The organism is Vibrio gallaecicus (assembly GCF_024347495.1).
GTDB lineage: Bacteria > Pseudomonadota > Gammaproteobacteria > Enterobacterales > Vibrionaceae > Vibrio > Vibrio gallaecicus.
In genome coordinates this window covers 1983948-1998001 of record NZ_AP025490.1, presented here as the reverse complement: position 1 = coordinate 1998001, position 14054 = coordinate 1983948, and the positions used below count along the sequence as shown (strand labels likewise).

The 14054-nt window shown below is 40.1% G+C and carries 15 protein-coding genes, 1 riboswitch and 1 other annotated feature; of the genes, 7 read left to right on the top strand and 8 right to left on the bottom strand.

What is annotated here, in order from left to right; translation table 11 throughout:
• Positions 1-3: 3 nt before the first annotated feature.
• Together bioC and bioD are read left to right on the top strand one after the other, a co-directional pair.
• On the top strand, positions 4-807 hold the full coding sequence (bioC, locus tag OCU78_RS08630; RefSeq protein ID WP_137372970.1) for a malonyl-ACP O-methyltransferase BioC: 804 nt from the start codon (positions 4-6) through the stop codon (positions 805-807).
• Positions 804-1487 carry a dethiobiotin synthase gene (gene bioD, locus OCU78_RS08625; RefSeq protein ID WP_137372971.1) on the top strand — a complete coding sequence of 228 codons (684 nt, stop codon included), beginning with the start codon at positions 804-806 and terminating at the stop codon, positions 1485-1487. Before bioC ends, bioD begins: the two co-directional genes overlap by 4 nt.
• 71 nt (positions 1488-1558) lie before the next feature.
• On the opposite strand, the gene OCU78_RS08620 is transcribed toward bioD, so the two are convergent.
• The 3 genes from OCU78_RS08620 to OCU78_RS08610 are packed head-to-tail and all read right to left on the bottom strand — an operon-like array spanning position 1559 to position 3246.
• Positions 1559-1774 carry a hypothetical protein gene (locus OCU78_RS08620; protein ID WP_137372972.1) on the bottom strand — a complete coding sequence of 72 codons (216 nt, stop codon included), beginning with the start codon at positions 1772-1774 and terminating at the stop codon, positions 1559-1561.
• Positions 1775-1807: 33 nt separating this feature from the next.
• Positions 1808-2869 (bottom strand): MATE family efflux transporter, encoded by a 1062-nt coding sequence (locus tag OCU78_RS08615; RefSeq protein ID WP_257217091.1) that lies wholly within the window; start codon positions 2867-2869, stop codon positions 1808-1810.
• Between the two features lie 41 nt (positions 2870-2910).
• Positions 2911-3246 (bottom strand): MATE family efflux transporter, encoded by a 336-nt coding sequence (locus tag OCU78_RS08610; RefSeq protein ID WP_261856011.1) that lies wholly within the window; start codon positions 3244-3246, stop codon positions 2911-2913.
• Positions 3247-3286: 40 nt separating this feature from the next.
• Here OCU78_RS08610 and OCU78_RS08605 point away from each other — a divergent pair, with 40 nt between their 5' ends.
• Complete coding sequence (locus OCU78_RS08605; protein ID WP_240701724.1) at positions 3287-4180, top strand: LysR family transcriptional regulator; 894 nt, start codon at positions 3287-3289, stop codon at positions 4178-4180.
• Between the two features lie 61 nt (positions 4181-4241).
• Here OCU78_RS08605 and OCU78_RS08600 read toward each other — a convergent pair whose 3' ends face one another.
• The gene (locus OCU78_RS08600) at positions 4242-4409 is read right to left on the bottom strand and encodes a hypothetical protein (protein WP_167494016.1); all 168 of its coding nucleotides are present in this window, start codon (positions 4407-4409) and stop codon (positions 4242-4244) included.
• Positions 4410-4683: 274 nt separating this feature from the next.
• Between OCU78_RS08600 and htpX the strand changes: the two genes are divergently transcribed.
• Entirely contained in the window at positions 4684-5547 is an 864-nt protein-coding gene (gene htpX / locus OCU78_RS08595) for a protease HtpX (protein ID WP_137372973.1), read from the top strand.
• Between the two features lie 279 nt (positions 5548-5826).
• Here htpX and purB read toward each other — a convergent pair whose 3' ends face one another.
• From purB to mnmA, 3 genes are all read right to left on the bottom strand, one after another.
• The gene (gene purB, locus OCU78_RS08590) at positions 5827-7197 is read right to left on the bottom strand and encodes an adenylosuccinate lyase (RefSeq protein WP_137372974.1); all 1371 of its coding nucleotides are present in this window, start codon (positions 7195-7197) and stop codon (positions 5827-5829) included.
• A 68-nt stretch (positions 7198-7265) separates the two neighbouring features.
• Entirely contained in the window at positions 7266-7883 is a 618-nt protein-coding gene (gene hflD / locus OCU78_RS08585) for a high frequency lysogenization protein HflD (RefSeq protein WP_137372975.1), read from the bottom strand.
• A 27-nt stretch (positions 7884-7910) separates the two neighbouring features.
• Positions 7911-9047, bottom strand: a complete 1137-nt coding sequence (gene mnmA, locus OCU78_RS08580; protein WP_137372976.1) for a tRNA 2-thiouridine(34) synthase MnmA — start codon at positions 9045-9047, stop codon at positions 7911-7913.
• A gap of 203 nt (positions 9048-9250) precedes the next feature.
• Here mnmA and OCU78_RS08575 point away from each other — a divergent pair, with 203 nt between their 5' ends.
• Together OCU78_RS08575 and OCU78_RS08570 are read left to right on the top strand one after the other, a co-directional pair.
• The gene (locus OCU78_RS08575; protein ID WP_137372977.1) at positions 9251-9520 is read left to right on the top strand and encodes a hypothetical protein; all 270 of its coding nucleotides are present in this window, start codon (positions 9251-9253) and stop codon (positions 9518-9520) included.
• A 103-nt stretch (positions 9521-9623) separates the two neighbouring features.
• Positions 9624-10928 (top strand): inosine/guanosine kinase, encoded by a 1305-nt coding sequence (locus OCU78_RS08570; RefSeq protein WP_137372978.1) that lies wholly within the window; start codon positions 9624-9626, stop codon positions 10926-10928.
• Positions 10929-11024: 96 nt separating this feature from the next.
• On the opposite strand, the gene OCU78_RS08565 is transcribed toward OCU78_RS08570, so the two are convergent.
• The gene (locus tag OCU78_RS08565; RefSeq protein ID WP_137372979.1) at positions 11025-11435 is read right to left on the bottom strand and encodes an H-NS histone family protein; all 411 of its coding nucleotides are present in this window, start codon (positions 11433-11435) and stop codon (positions 11025-11027) included.
• Between the two features lie 384 nt (positions 11436-11819).
• A riboswitch (Lysine riboswitch) is annotated at positions 11820-11997 on the top strand.
• A gap of 113 nt (positions 11998-12110) precedes the next feature.
• Between OCU78_RS08565 and OCU78_RS08560 the strand changes: the two genes are divergently transcribed.
• The gene (locus OCU78_RS08560) at positions 12111-13712 is read left to right on the top strand and encodes a Na+/H+ antiporter NhaC family protein (RefSeq protein WP_137372981.1); all 1602 of its coding nucleotides are present in this window, start codon (positions 12111-12113) and stop codon (positions 13710-13712) included.
• Between the two features lie 203 nt (positions 13713-13915).
• Positions 13916-14051: a sequence feature (His leader region), on the top strand.
• Positions 14052-14054: the final 3 nt, after the last annotated feature.

The following is a 14054-nucleotide window of genomic DNA, read 5'->3' as shown; positions in this document are numbered from 1 at the left end:
TAAATGTCACAAGAAGCAGTAGTGAATAATTACATCGGCCACGATAAGAGTGCGATTGCTGAAGCTTTTGGCAAAGCAGCAACCACTTATGATAAACACGCTGAGTTTCAGCGCGATGTCGGTCATCGATTACTAGACAAATTGCCTAATGATTTGTCTGGGCTTAAAGTGCTCGATCTCGGTTGTGGTACTGGTTACTTCTCTTACCAATTACTATCAAGGGGAGCAGATGTAGTATGTGCGGACCTTTCTCAAGAAATGCTAAACCAATCGAAGTTAAGGTGTGGTGTTCAGATTTCATCTTATCAGCAAGCAGATGCGGAACAACTTCCATTCGAAAACCAAAGCTTCGATATTGTCTTTTCAAGCTTAGCATTGCAGTGGTGTGATGATTTATCTGTACCTTTACGTGAGATAAAACGAGTGACGAAGCGTGGAGGAAGTGTTTTATTTTCCACTTTGTTAGATGGCTCACTGTTTGAGTTGCAAAAATCGTGGAATAAAATTGACACACATCAACACGTTAATAACTTTATTTCTGAGAATCAGGTAAAAATTGCGTTAGCGCAATCTAGCTGTGAGGCTCATCAACTAGACTTGCCCTCTATCACAGTTTGGTACGACACTGCATTAGAGTTGATGCGAGACCTTAAGGGAATCGGGGCTACTCATGTAAGTGGTCGCTCACACGGTTTAACAAGTCGCAGAATGTTGCAACTTGTCGAGAAAGAATATCGAGAGTTTCAAAGCCATCAAGGTTTCTTACCAGCAACATATCAAGTTTGTTTAGGGGTTATTAAATTATGATTGATGCATTATTTATTGCAGGTACGGATACCGAAGTGGGAAAAACAGTTGTATCTAAGGCAATTCTTCAAGCTTTAGCTGCAAAAGAGTTATCAACAATTGGTTACAAGCCGGTTGCTGCAGGGTGTGAAAAGTACCCAGAAGGTTTACGTAACAGTGATGCTTTGCATTTACAAGAAGCCGCTACACAAGATCTAGCTTATGAAGATGTAAACCCTTATGCGTTGCTTCTTCCGTCTTCTCCTCATATTGCTGCTAAGCACGATGGAGTGGTAATCGAAGAAAGCATCTTAAGTGAGAAATTGGCTGAGCACAAAGAAAACTCCGACATCGTATTAGTTGAAGGTGCTGGTGGATGGCGTGTCCCGATTTCAGATGACGAATATTTGTCTAAGTGGGTAAAAGCAGAAAAACTACCGGTGGTTCTAACTGTTGGGATTAAACTCGGTTGTCTTAGCCATGCTTTGCTGACTGCGGAAGCTATTCGTGCTGATGGATTAGAGTTAATTGGTTGGGTAGCAAACCGAATTAACCCAGGAACAGAACATTACGCAGATATTATTGCAATGCTTGAAGACAAGCTAGGTGCGCCGAAGTTAGGTGAAATCCCATATGTGCCAAGAGCAGAGTCTAAGAACATTGGTAAGTACATTGATGTTTCCCCCCTTCTGAATCTATAGACTTCGCCTACTGAACCCGAAAAAAACCGATTGTAGCTTTTACAGTCGGTTTTTATTTTTGTATTAGCACATTATTTTTTATCGTCTTGATTATCTGGTTTATAACCCATTGTTCGAATATGTTCGCCGTGGATTGTGTTTTTCATTAATGCCCATAAAGCTTCTAGAAACCGTTTATGTGCTTCATGGTGTCGAATGTACTTAATATGGACAAATATATAAATTGCTATGAAAAGTAGCGTAGCGATAGTGAGACCATAAGCTTCATATAAGGTGATTAAATTCATTTTTATATCTCAATTTTATTTACATTAAGTGTTCTATTGGGCTAAGTAGTTCAGCCATTTTTTACTTCTAAACCGATGAATACATGCAAACCATTTGAAGAGTGTCTCCAAGAAAAACAGGGCGAAGATCCATTCAGCGTTTAAACCTATTAATAAAGCGCCTATCGAAGCCAAAGGAATACCGAAACACCATTGGGTGAGTAGATCTTGATGTAGGCCGAATTTTACATCACCTCCAGCTCTTAACACGCCAACAACCATCATGGTTGGGAGTGATCGCAAAACAATTCCGATACATAGAATTAGATAGAACTTATTGGATAGATCTCTAGTAGTCGTACTTATTGAAGTGAAGAGATCGAGAACGTTATCTTTGATTGCATATAAGGATAGAGACACGCAAAGGGTAACCAAAATCGCGACTACATTGAAAACAATAGCGTGGTGGTAGGCAGACTCAAAATCTTTTGCGCCTATATGGTTACCAATAATAACGGCAGAGGCGTTGGCGATACCGATCAAAAAGCTAAGCGATAATGCTTCAATCGGCGTAATGATAGATAAAACAATCAAACCTTCAGAGCTTGCCTGTCCCATGATTGAGGTATAGGCAAATAAACCTCCAGCCCATAATGTAAAATTCACGGTGGTAGGGAATGCCAAATAAGTCATCTGTTTTATATAGGGGAACTGTAAAGCTTGCTTGATATCGGAAGAGTCAAACAAGGTTACGTATCTATTGAGTTTTAGATAGATAATCGTAATAACAACTTCGAACACGCTGCTGATTAATGTGGCAATAGCCGCACCTTTCAATCCCATTTGTGGAGCGCCAAAGTGTCCAAAAATGAATACCCAATTAAGTAAAATATTGAGAATAATACCAATACTACTCAAATATAGACTGATTGAGGCTTGATGGATGGAGCGAAGGTAAGCTGCGATGCTACCGGTAAATGCTATATACAATAAACTAAAGCTTGTAACCACAAGATATTGAGAGCCTAAAGCTTGAACTTCATTATTACTAGATGATATCGCCATGACCTGAGTGCTTGCTAGCGCAAGAACAGCAAAAGGTACTAAGGCGAGCAAACTTGATAGTAACCAAGTTAATGCAGTCCCTCTTTTGGTTCCTAGGTGGTCTTTTTTCCAAAGTATTGAGCAATTAAGATTGCTCCAGCAGTGGTTACGCCTGAGATAATAATTGTTGCCACAAATAAGGCTCTACTTGCAACTCCTGCGGCTGCGATATCATTTTCGCTCAATTGACCAATCATGATTAGGTCAATCACTCCTTTGCTAGAAAAAAAGATACTTTGTAATGTTATAGGGAGTGCGAGAGCAAAGAGCTGCTTTAAAATTGGGGCATTAAATTGTGCCAATAGGTTTGAATTTATTGTTCTTTTATTTGAAGTCATAGCTGTAAGAAGTAAGAAATACTTCTGGTAATTATGATTGGACTTTAGCACTCTATAAAACCACTTATGATGGGGTTTTACGTCCAAGAGGTTGTATGCATACATTGGAACAATTGCGAGCTTTGTCGCTGTCTATGAGGAACATTCGTTTAGTGCTGCGGGACGCCGTTTAAACAAAGACCGTACGACTATTCGTGAATTGGTTAAATCTTACGAAGACTCTTTAGGCTATGAACTTTTTACTATAGTTGGGAGGAAAGCCGTCGAAACCCCTGCCGCAGAAAAACTCTATCCACATGCTATTTTAGTCATTCGACAAGACAGTAAGTTGGCAGAAATAAGTAACTTTTTATTTAACGACTCAAAAACACATTTCAATATCGGCTATGACATTGACTTTCCTTTTGATTTTTTGAAATACATTGAGTTATGGGCTGCAAAATCTTTTCCATTGGTCAGTATTAATTGGCTAGCAAGAAACCGTGAAGTTGGGCTCGAGGAATTGAAAAACGAAAAGTTAGACTTTGCTTTCTTCCCAGCAAAAGGTTCAATCTCATTGATGTTCCCCGCCTATTATCAACATCTTGGGTATGTCGATTATGGGTTATATGTTGGGTCGAATTCTAAATTGGCGGCAAAATCGACGTTTGACCTTGAAGATGCGCAGTTAGAAGTTCAATATTTGAGTGAAAACGCGTTAAAAGCAGAGGGAGTTATAAAAGCATTCTCTTACTGTACACGTGTTGTGAGTAGTAGCGAGCTAATCATGCAGTTGCTTCAAGAGCAAGGGTGGGCGTTGCTTCCTAATCATACGGCAGAAAATGGTGTGCGGAAGGGCGTGATACAAAAGAAAGAAACGGGCTTACTTTGTAATGATTTTAAAGTACCTTTTAGTTTGTTTTATACCATTGGTTTAGAACAAGATTCTTTTATTAAAGCATTGCGCGAACAGTGTGACTTGTTGGCTAAAGATTATTTTGATTAGACTAATCGTGGAAGTTAAATGAAGGGTCAGAATTGAAGTTGAACCCTTCATTTTAATAGGATTATCTGTCTTGAGTTAAACCCATTAGTGCTTGTTGGGTTTCAGATATATGTGTTTGGATATCTTGTGTAGGTTGAACGCCAATCTGCTTTTTTGCTTCTTCTTCAGATATACCTAAATGGCAGCACAGTAAATCTATTGCCATTTGGAAGCTATTCCCTTCAGCCATGATCTTTCCTTTTATTACATGGACAAGCCAATCATTAACATGGCTGCTACTCTAGACTGATTGTTTTATCATCGCCATACTACTTAGGTCTAATAGACAAAAGTTAATGGAATGTAGTCTCGTAATCAAATGTTGCAATTTAATGCTTAACCTTGTTTTCTAAATCTTAGACTATATGTATAAGTAATAAATATTCGAGAGTGTTACCAATTGGTAGTCTTCTTGTTATAACGATAAGTTTTAATAAAAAACAGCTTTCATGCGGAGAAAAGTAATGAAGCGAGTAATGTTGTTCCTTGCAACCAACCTAGCGGTTGTATTGGTACTAAGTATTGTATTGAATATTGTTTATGCTGTAACGGGGATGCAGCCAGGTAGCCTATCTGGACTATTGGTGATGGCTGCTGTATTTGGTTTTGGTGGATCATTTATTTCACTGTTAATGTCAAAAAAAATGGCATTACGTTCAGTTGGTGGTTCGGTCATTGAAAGTCCTAGAAATGAAACAGAACACTGGTTAATGGAAACAGTGAGTCGCCAAGCAGGGCAAGTTGGTATTGGTATGCCGACAGTTGCGATTTACGACTCTCCAGACATTAATGCATTTGCAACGGGAGCAAAGCGTGATGATTCACTTGTCGCAGTCTCTACGGGGCTACTGCATAACATGACTCGTGATGAAGCTGAAGCCGTGTTAGCGCATGAAGTTAGCCATATTGCGAACGGTGACATGATCACGATGACATTAATGCAAGGTGTTGTGAATACGTTCGTTATTTTCTTGTCTCGCTTTATTGCGAATATTGTTGCGTCGAACGATGACGAGGAAGAAGGTGGCAGCAACATGATGGTTTACTTTGGTGTGTCCATCGCCCTTGAACTGGTATTTGGTTTCCTAGCTAGTTTTATCACTATGTGGTATAGCCGTCATCGTGAATTCTATGCAGATGCTGGCGCAGCTCAATTAGTGGGTAAAGAGAAGATGATTGCTGCGTTAGAGCGTTTAAAAGTCAGTCATGAGCCACAGCTAGAAGGCTCTATGATGGCGTTTGGTATCAACGGTAAGAAATCTCTTAGTGAGCTGCTAATGAGCCACCCACCGTTAGATAAGCGTATTGAGTCACTACGTAACATGTAATCATTTAGTAATTTACAGTCACTAGGCGACAATATGTAATTGAAAGGCTTCCTTCTGGAGGCCTTTTTTGATCTAGGCGTCCAAAAAACAAGTATTCAAGGAGTACGGGTTTTGGTTACAGCGAGCTACGCCATTAAATGGATTGAGGAGAGTAGGGTAAACTAGGAAAAAGCACTTTGTCTTCTTTAATCAGAGTGTTCTTTTTATACGGTTTATTCAGTGCAACAAAAAGGCTTCCATATAGGAAGCCTTTGAAAGTTACTATTCGAAAGTCGAATCTTACAGCTTGTCAGTCAGCTCGATTGCTTGACCGATGTAGTTAGCTGGCGTCATCTCTTTTAAACGAACTTTTTCGTCTTCTGGAATCTCAAGACCATCGATAAATGCACGCATGCCTTCACCGTCTACACGCTTACCACGAGTTAGCTCTTTAAGCTTCTCGTATGGCTTTTCAATGCCGTAACGACGCATAACGGTTTGTACTGGTTCTGCCAATACCTCCCAATTTTTGTCTAGCTCAGCAAGTAGCGCTTCACGGTTAACTTCTAGCTTGCTAATACCCTTCAGAGTTGAAGTGTAAGCTATGATAGCGTAGCCCACACCAACACCTAAGTTACGAAGAACTGTAGAGTCAGTAAGGTCACGCTGCCAGCGAGATACAGGAAGTTTTTGTGCAAGGTGGCTGAACATAGCATTAGCTAGACCAAGGTTGCCTTCAGAGTTTTCGAAGTCAATTGGGTTAACTTTGTGCGGCATTGTTGAAGAGCCAATTTCGCCAGCAATTGTCTTCTGCTTGAAGTGACCTAGAGCAATATAACCCCAAACGTCACGGTCGAAGTCTAGAAGGATAGTGTTGAAACGTGCAATTGCGTCAAAAAGCTCTGCGATGTAATCGTGAGGTTCGATTTGAGTTGTGTATGGGTTCCAAGTTACGCCAAGAGATTTAGTGATGAATTCTTCGCTAAATTGGTGCCAATCAACTTCAGGGTAAGCAGATAGGTGAGCATTGTAGTTACCTACTGCACCGTTGATTTTCGCAAGAATCTCAACGCTTTCGATTTGCTTGTATTGACGTTCCATACGGTACGCAACGTTCGCCATTTCTTTACCCATAGTAGATGGGGAAGCTGGTTGACCGTGTGTACGAGAAAGAAGAGGAATATCGCGGTATTCTGAAGCCAGTGCCTTAATCGCATCAATAACGTTGCGAATTTCAGGAAGAATAACAGTATCGCGAGCTTCTTTAAGCATAAGAGCGTGCGAAGTATTGTTGATATCTTCTGAAGTACAAGCGAAGTGAATGAATTCATTAATCGCGTGAAGTTCAGGAACGTCTGCTACTTTCTCTTTTAGAAAGTATTCCACTGCTTTTACATCGTGGTTTGTTGTGCGTTCAATTTCCTTGATACGCATTGCATCTTCTTCGCTGAAGTTAGCAGCGATGTTATCTAAGAATTGGTTCGCTTCTGCGCTTAGAGTAGCCACTTCCGCAATCGATTGCGTTTCAGCTAATTTTTGAAGCCAGCGAACTTCAACAACAGTACGGTACTTTAGTAAGCCGTACTCACTAAAAATACTGCGTAGAGAAATTGTTTTACTTCCGTAGCGACCGTCTACAGGTGACACAGCAGTTAATGCTGACAATTCCATGTGAATCTCCTAGATATTTAAATAAGTTAGGGGGAAATAAAGAAGCTCGCAATTAAGCGAGCTAAAAATTAAATTCTTGCTAAAAGGATCTGAGCTTGCTCGATCATTTTCTTACGACCAAAAATAAGGTGGCGACGTTTGCCGCCAACTTGGCGCCAAAGTACCGCACTTCGGATACCAGAAAGAAGCAAAGCTCTTACTTTATGCTGGCTGGCAGTCTGCTGTAACACTGAAGGTGTTCCAGAAACTTGAATTCGAGGGCCTATTGGGCTGACAACGTCTAAATAGATGCTTGCAAGATTACTGAGCATTTGCTCATCAAATAAGTCAAAGTGCTCAACTTGTCGCTCAACCATTTGAATACGATCACCCAGTTGAGACATCGCATCATTGCGACCCGAAAGTTTACGCTCTAGCGCCATTAAGCTAATAATATAGCGGGTAATGTCACTACCTGCAGGAGTACTATCAATCCCTTTTACTAGGCATTCTAAGCCTAGCTTTAGGTTCGCTTCACGACCAAATACACCCACAGTATTGACTGGGTTGATATTTAAAATTGCATTGAGAGAGGCTTCGAAGGCATCGTTATCACAGTGACCGTCTTTCGCAACTTGTTGAACCAATGCCACAGCTTGGCATATTCCAGCAAACGCAATGGTGCGGTCATAAAGTGTATTAGCCACGTAGTAACTCCTTGTTGAATTATTGTATTAGATGCGTTTTTCGATGATACCGCCACCAAGGCAAACTTCACCTTGATAAAATACTGCTGATTGACCTGGTGTCACAGCAATTTGAGGCTCATCAAAAATGACTTTAATATTCTCATCATCAATAGGGATGATTGTACAAGGAATATCAGTTTGGCGGTAACGTGTTTTTACCGTGCACTTCATAACATCGGTAATTGCTGCGCGGTCGACCCAATGTAATTGCGAAGCAATTAACCCTTCAGACTTAAGAAGAGGGTGATCTTTACCTTGAACAGCAATTAGCACATTACGTTTTAAATCTTTTTCGCCAACAAACCATGGTTCTTCATTACCGCCACCACCTTTAGTACCGCCAATGTGTAGACCTTTACGTTGACCAAGAGTGTGGTACATAAGACCTTGGTGTTGGCCAATAACTTGGCCTTCTGGTGTCTCAATATTACCAGGCTGAGCGGGTAGGTACTTACCTAAAAATTCAGTAAACTTACGCTCACCGATAAAGCAGATACCAGTTGAATCCTTTTTCTTAGCCGTGATCAAATCTTGCTCTTCAGCAATGCGTCGCACTTCAGGCTTCTCTAATTCACCAACAGGGAATAGGCTGCGAGCAACTTGATCAGAGCTTAATGTATATAAGAAGTAGCTTTGGTCTTTGTTACCATCAAGACCACGTAGCATTTCGGGTTTTTCGCCAGCATCTAGCTGCTCTTGAGTTGGGAAAGTACGGCGAACGTAATGACCCATTGCAATGTAGTCTGCGTCTAGCACTTCATCCGCAAACTCTAAGAATGCTTTGAATTTGATCTCTTTATTGCAAAGAATATCTGGATTAGGCGTTCGACCTGCTTTGTATTCTTCTAGGAAATATTCGAATACGTTGTCCCAATATTCTGCAGCAAAGTTAATTGTATGTAGATGAATACCTAACTTGTCACATACCGCTTGTGCATCAGCAAGATCTTCAGCTGCTGTGCAGTATTCTTCGTTATCGTCTTCTTCCCAGTTTTTCATGAAAAGGCCTTCTACCTGATAGCCTTGTTGCTGAAGAAGATACGCCGATACTGACGAATCTACACCGCCGGACATACCGACAATTACTTTCTTTTCGCTGTTTCCAGAGCTGATATCTGACATGTCTAAACACCGTTACAATTACTTGGTCGCAGATTCTATCAGAAAGAGAAACAACGTGACAGATCCGAGACCAGAATCACAGTTTCAATTGCGCAAATAGTGCGCTGACTTTCTTGAGGAATCTCATGAGGCGAGGTGACTCGCTAGGATGTCAGAAGTATATGTGGCATAGTCGCACGAAATCCAAGACCTGAGATGAAAAAATGTCTGAACAAAACGAATTTATGCAAGAAGAGCAGTTAATTGAAATTATTGAAAATCAATTAGAAGACGGCCAGCCAGTTACAGTAAAAGAAACGTTGATGCGATTAATGATGACAGGGACACCTCGTGAAGATGCAATTGCTGCGATGGCGTGTGCACTTGCTATTGAAGTGTTCGATGTAATGAAAAATGGCGCTGAGTTCAATCAAAAGCGCTATAAAGAGCATTTAGATATGCTACCAGATTTAAGCTTCATGGAAGGTGAATAAAAAAAACATAGAGCAAACGTTTGCTATAGTTTCAAAGATTGCCGCGTTAAATATAGCGCGGTAAAATCCGCCCCCTATTTCCCCCTTGACTTAGACTGACCCTATGAAATTTCCTGGACAACGTAAATCAAAGCATTATTTTCCTGTTCATGCTCGTGATCCGCTAGTAAGCCAAGCGCATGAAAGTAAGAAAATGTCTCGTACGCATATTATCGGTATTGACCAAACATTGGTTGATATTGAAGCTAAGGTGAGTACTGACCTCATTGAAAAGTATGGTCTAAGCAAAGGGCACTCACTTGTTATTGATGACAAGTCAGCTGAAGCATTATACCAAGAGCTTAAAGAGAGCTGTTTAATTACCAATGAATATGCAGGTGGAACAATTGGTAATACATTACACAACTACTCAGTATTGGCGGATGATCGTTCAACACTATTGGGTGTAATGAGCCAAGATATTAAAATTGGTAGTTATGGTTACCGCTATTTATGTAATACATCAAGCAGAATGGACCTGAATCATTTACAAGGGGTGGATGGTGCCATTGGTCGTTGTTTTGCTTTAATAACAGAAGATGGTGAACGTACTTTTGCAATCAGCGAAGGTCAAATGAATCAACTTCAACCCGAAACCATTCCTGAGAAAATATTCAAAAATGCTTCTGCTTTGGTTTTAACTGCATATTTGGTTCGTTGTAAACCTGGTGATCCAATGCCGGAAGCAACAATGCAAGCAATTGAGTACGCTAAAAAATACGATGTACCTGTTGTACTAACTTTAGGTACTAAATTTGTTATTCAAGATGATCCTGATTTTTGGAAAGACTTTCTAGAGCAACATGTGAGCGTTGTTGCGATGAATGAGGATGAAGCTGAAGCATTAACTGGTGAAAGTGATCCCCTTGCCGCATCGGATAAAGCCTTGGATCTTGTTGATTTGGTTTTATGTACAGCGGGTCCTGTTGGCTTATTTATGGCTGGTTACACGGAAGATTCAGCAAAGCGTGAAACTTCTTTGCCTCTATTACCAGGTTCTATTGCTGAATTTAACCGTTATGAATTTAGTCGACCAGCTCATAAGGATTCATGTTTAAACCCAATTAAAGTTTATTCGCATATTGCACCTTATATGGGTGGACCCGAGAAAATTAAGAATACTAATGGGGCGGGTGATGCAGCATTATCTGCATTGCTTCATGATATGGCGGCGAATAAATATCATAAATCGAATGTACCTAATTCGAGCAAGCATCAGCATTCATATTTAACTTACTCATCATTCTCACAAGTTTGTAAATATTCAAACCGAGCAAGTTATGAGGTATTAGTTCAACACTCACCTCGTTTATCTAGAGGCTTGCCGGAACGAGAAGACAGTTTGGAAGAAGCATACTGGGAAAGGTAGAGTATATATTCTAAATATAACCTACCTGATACAGGTGAAAAAACAAAAAGGCTCCTAGTAGGAGCCTTTTTATTATTTAAACCAATTAAACATTAATTAGATAGCGAAATCTTCAAGAGACTTTCCAGAGTTCAGTAAGTCTTGGATAGCTGAAGGAGTACGACCTTGACCAGTCCAAGTCTTCTCTTCACCGTTTGTATCTACATATTTATATTTTGCAGGACGTGGTGCACGCTTTGCTTTCGGGCCTTTAGATTTAGTTTCACCAGAAAGTGCTGCAATTAGATCTGCCACATCAATACCATCTTTTGCTATTTGTTCTGCAATTGCTGCTAATTTTGCTTCTTGTTCAGCTTTTGCTGCACGTTCTTCAGCTTCAGATTCTTGACGCTCTTGAACTACTGTAGTTAGTTTATCTAGTGCTTCTTCTAATTGCTCAAGAGTTAATTCACGAGAGAATGCACGGAGGCTACGAATATTTAATAGAGTTTTAGTTAATTCTGACATGATATTTCCCATCAAGATGATTTTATTTAACTACCTAATAATAAACAGTGGTTTAAAATAAAACAAATAATATTTCATTTAATAAGTAATTAAATCTATTTTAAAACACACAAAACGAATAAGAATAACTGAATTTTGATAAGTGAATATTATAGGTAAAAATAATATGTATATATAAATTGAAACAGCTTTTTTATATATGTAATTAGTGGAATATTACCTGAGTCACTTTATTGATTGGTTCAAGATAGAAGGTAGCTTTTAATTGAACTTTCTTAGAATGATATGTTGCAATGTTTATCTCTATGAGTACAATTGCGGCTACCTGATGCGATAGCTTAGTAATATTATTGTTAAATTATAGTAACAATAGTGGATAATGTCGTCGCACGTAGAGGTGCAATTATAAAAAGTAATTTTTGTTGGGGTGATGCCAATGAACAAAAATGAAAGGTCTAATTGCCGAAGTAAATTGTATATCTAAGCAATTTGCTGGGGTTGTGCTCAATAGGTACAACACTGCCATAGTCTTAATTTTAAACTATGGAGCGCTACTGTGGGGTTGGGTGAAGTGTTCACTTCCCTTTCGCTTAGTTCAACATGACTTTGATAAGCTGTTATCAAAGTCATCTGCAGTAGATCTCTAGCCAAATAATAAACTGGTTTTTGAAGATCATGAATTTAATAGATTTTGCAACATCTCCTCTTTCTTTGCTTCCGCCCATTGTGGCTTTGAGCCTTGCTATCATCACACGTCGGGTACTTGTCTCGTTAGGTGTTGGTATTGTCATGGGTGCGCTTTTATTAGCTGATTACTCGTTAGGTAATGCTGCTGGCTATATTGGGACAAAAGTTTCTGGTGTCTTTATTGAAGATGGCGGAATTAATACTTGGAACATGAGTATTGTCGCGTTCTTGTTACTATTGGGTATGATGACGGCATTACTGACGTTATCCGGTGGTACACGCGCTTTTGCTGAATGGGCTCAATCACGAGTAAAAAGTAAACGTGGCTCTAAATTGCTAGCGGCTTTCTTAGGTGTGTTCATCTTTGTTGATGACTACTTTAATAGTTTAGCGGTTGGTGCCATTTCACGCCCAGTGACAGACCGCTTTTATGTATCCCGTGCAAAGCTAGCTTATATTTTAGATTCTACAGCGGCTCCAATGTGTGTACTAATGCCAGCATCAAGCTGGGGTGCTTACATCATGACAATCATTGGTGGCATCTTAGTCACTCATGGTATGACTGATTACTCAGCTCTTGGCGCTTACATTCGACTTATCCCAATGAACTTCTATGCAGTATTTGCTTTACTGATGGTCTTTGCTGTTGCTTGGTTTGGTCTTGATGTCGGCAAAATGCGTGACCACGAGATTGAAGCTTCGCAAGGTCGAGGTTTTGATGGCGATGAAAGCAACAATAAAGATGCAAGAGATCTTAATGAAGAGCTAGGCATTGAAGAAAGTGAAACAGGTTCTGTTGCTGATCTAGTGATGCCGATCGTTTCTTTGATTGTCGCAACCGTTGCTGCAATGATGTATACGGGTGGTCAAGCACTTGCGGCTGATGGTATCGCTTTCAATCTTCTAGGCGCATTTGAAAATACCGATGTTGGCAAGTCTCTTGTTTACGGTGGTATCTTAGGTTTACTTGTAGCACTTGGTACTGTGTTTAAGCAAAAGCTGCCAACAATCGATATTGTGAAAACAATGTGGATCGGTGCTCGTTCAATGTTTGGCGCCATTTTGATTCTGGTATTTGCTTGGACGATTGGTTCTGTAATTGGCGACATGAAAACCGGCGCTTACTTATCTTCATTGGTGCAAGGTAATATCGACCACCATTGGCTACCTGTTATCCTGTTCTTACTTGCTGGCTTAATGGCTTTCTCTACAGGTACTTCATGGGGCACATTTGGCATCATGTTACCAATCGCAGGTGATATGGCGGGTGCAACAGATTTAGCGCTAATGCTACCAATGCTAAGTGCAGTATTAGCGGGTTCAGTTTTTGGTGACCACTGTTCTCCAATTTCTGATACGACCATTCTTTCTTCTACTGGTGCTCGTTGTAATCACATTGACCACGTTTCTACGCAGTTACCTTATGCGTTATCAGTAGCTCTTGTTTCTTGTGTAGGCTTTATTGCGCTAGGTATGACAGCGTCAGTTGCCATTTCATTTGCAGCAGCATCAGCAACCTTTGTTGCCGTGTGTTTTGCCTTGGCGTATTTCTCTCGTTGCAAAATGGCAAACTGCGCGAGCAAAGCATAAGATTAAAAGCTTATACTTAAATAGAAATTAATCAGTTAAGGGAGGCGGAAGCTTCCCTTTTTTTATGCTTGTTAAGTTTATTCTTAATTAAGTGAAAAAACTTAGAATAAATGGTTGAAAAAGCGTGTCACCTTAGTTAGTGTGGAGACAAGACAGCAAACAACATAAGAGCTGATAACTATGCGTAAATTTGTAATGAACATTCATCATCACCATCACCCTATCTAGTCTTTCGGGGAGGTTTACGTATACCCGGGAGCAATTTTACTCCCGGAGGTTAAGTCAAAGAATTTAGATTTAAACCCTCGGGATGACAAAGTCTCCCGAGGGTTTTTTAGTTTT

Bases quoted from the DNA above. Each gene is read 5' to 3' on its own strand.
- bioC (WP_137372970.1), top strand. From the start codon at position 4: ATGTCACAAGAAGCAGTAGTGAATAATTACATCGGCCACGATAAGAGT.
- bioD (WP_137372971.1), top strand. From the start codon at position 804: ATGATTGATGCATTATTTATTGCAGGTACGGATACCGAAGTGGGAAAA.
- OCU78_RS08620 (WP_137372972.1), bottom strand. From the start codon at position 1,774: ATGAATTTAATCACCTTATATGAAGCTTATGGTCTCACTATCGCTACG.
- OCU78_RS08600 (WP_167494016.1), bottom strand. From the start codon at position 4,409: ATGGCTGAAGGGAATAGCTTCCAAATGGCAATAGATTTACTGTGCTGC.
- htpX (WP_137372973.1), top strand. From the start codon at position 4,684: ATGAAGCGAGTAATGTTGTTCCTTGCAACCAACCTAGCGGTTGTATTG.
- purB (WP_137372974.1), bottom strand. From the start codon at position 7,197: ATGGAATTGTCAGCATTAACTGCTGTGTCACCTGTAGACGGTCGCTAC.
- mnmA (WP_137372976.1), bottom strand. From the start codon at position 9,047: ATGTCAGATATCAGCTCTGGAAACAGCGAAAAGAAAGTAATTGTCGGT.
- OCU78_RS08575 (WP_137372977.1), top strand. From the start codon at position 9,251: ATGTCTGAACAAAACGAATTTATGCAAGAAGAGCAGTTAATTGAAATT.
- OCU78_RS08570 (WP_137372978.1), top strand. From the start codon at position 9,624: ATGAAATTTCCTGGACAACGTAAATCAAAGCATTATTTTCCTGTTCAT.
- OCU78_RS08565 (WP_137372979.1), bottom strand. From the start codon at position 11,435: ATGTCAGAATTAACTAAAACTCTATTAAATATTCGTAGCCTCCGTGCA.
- OCU78_RS08560 (WP_137372981.1), top strand. From the start codon at position 12,111: ATGAATTTAATAGATTTTGCAACATCTCCTCTTTCTTTGCTTCCGCCC.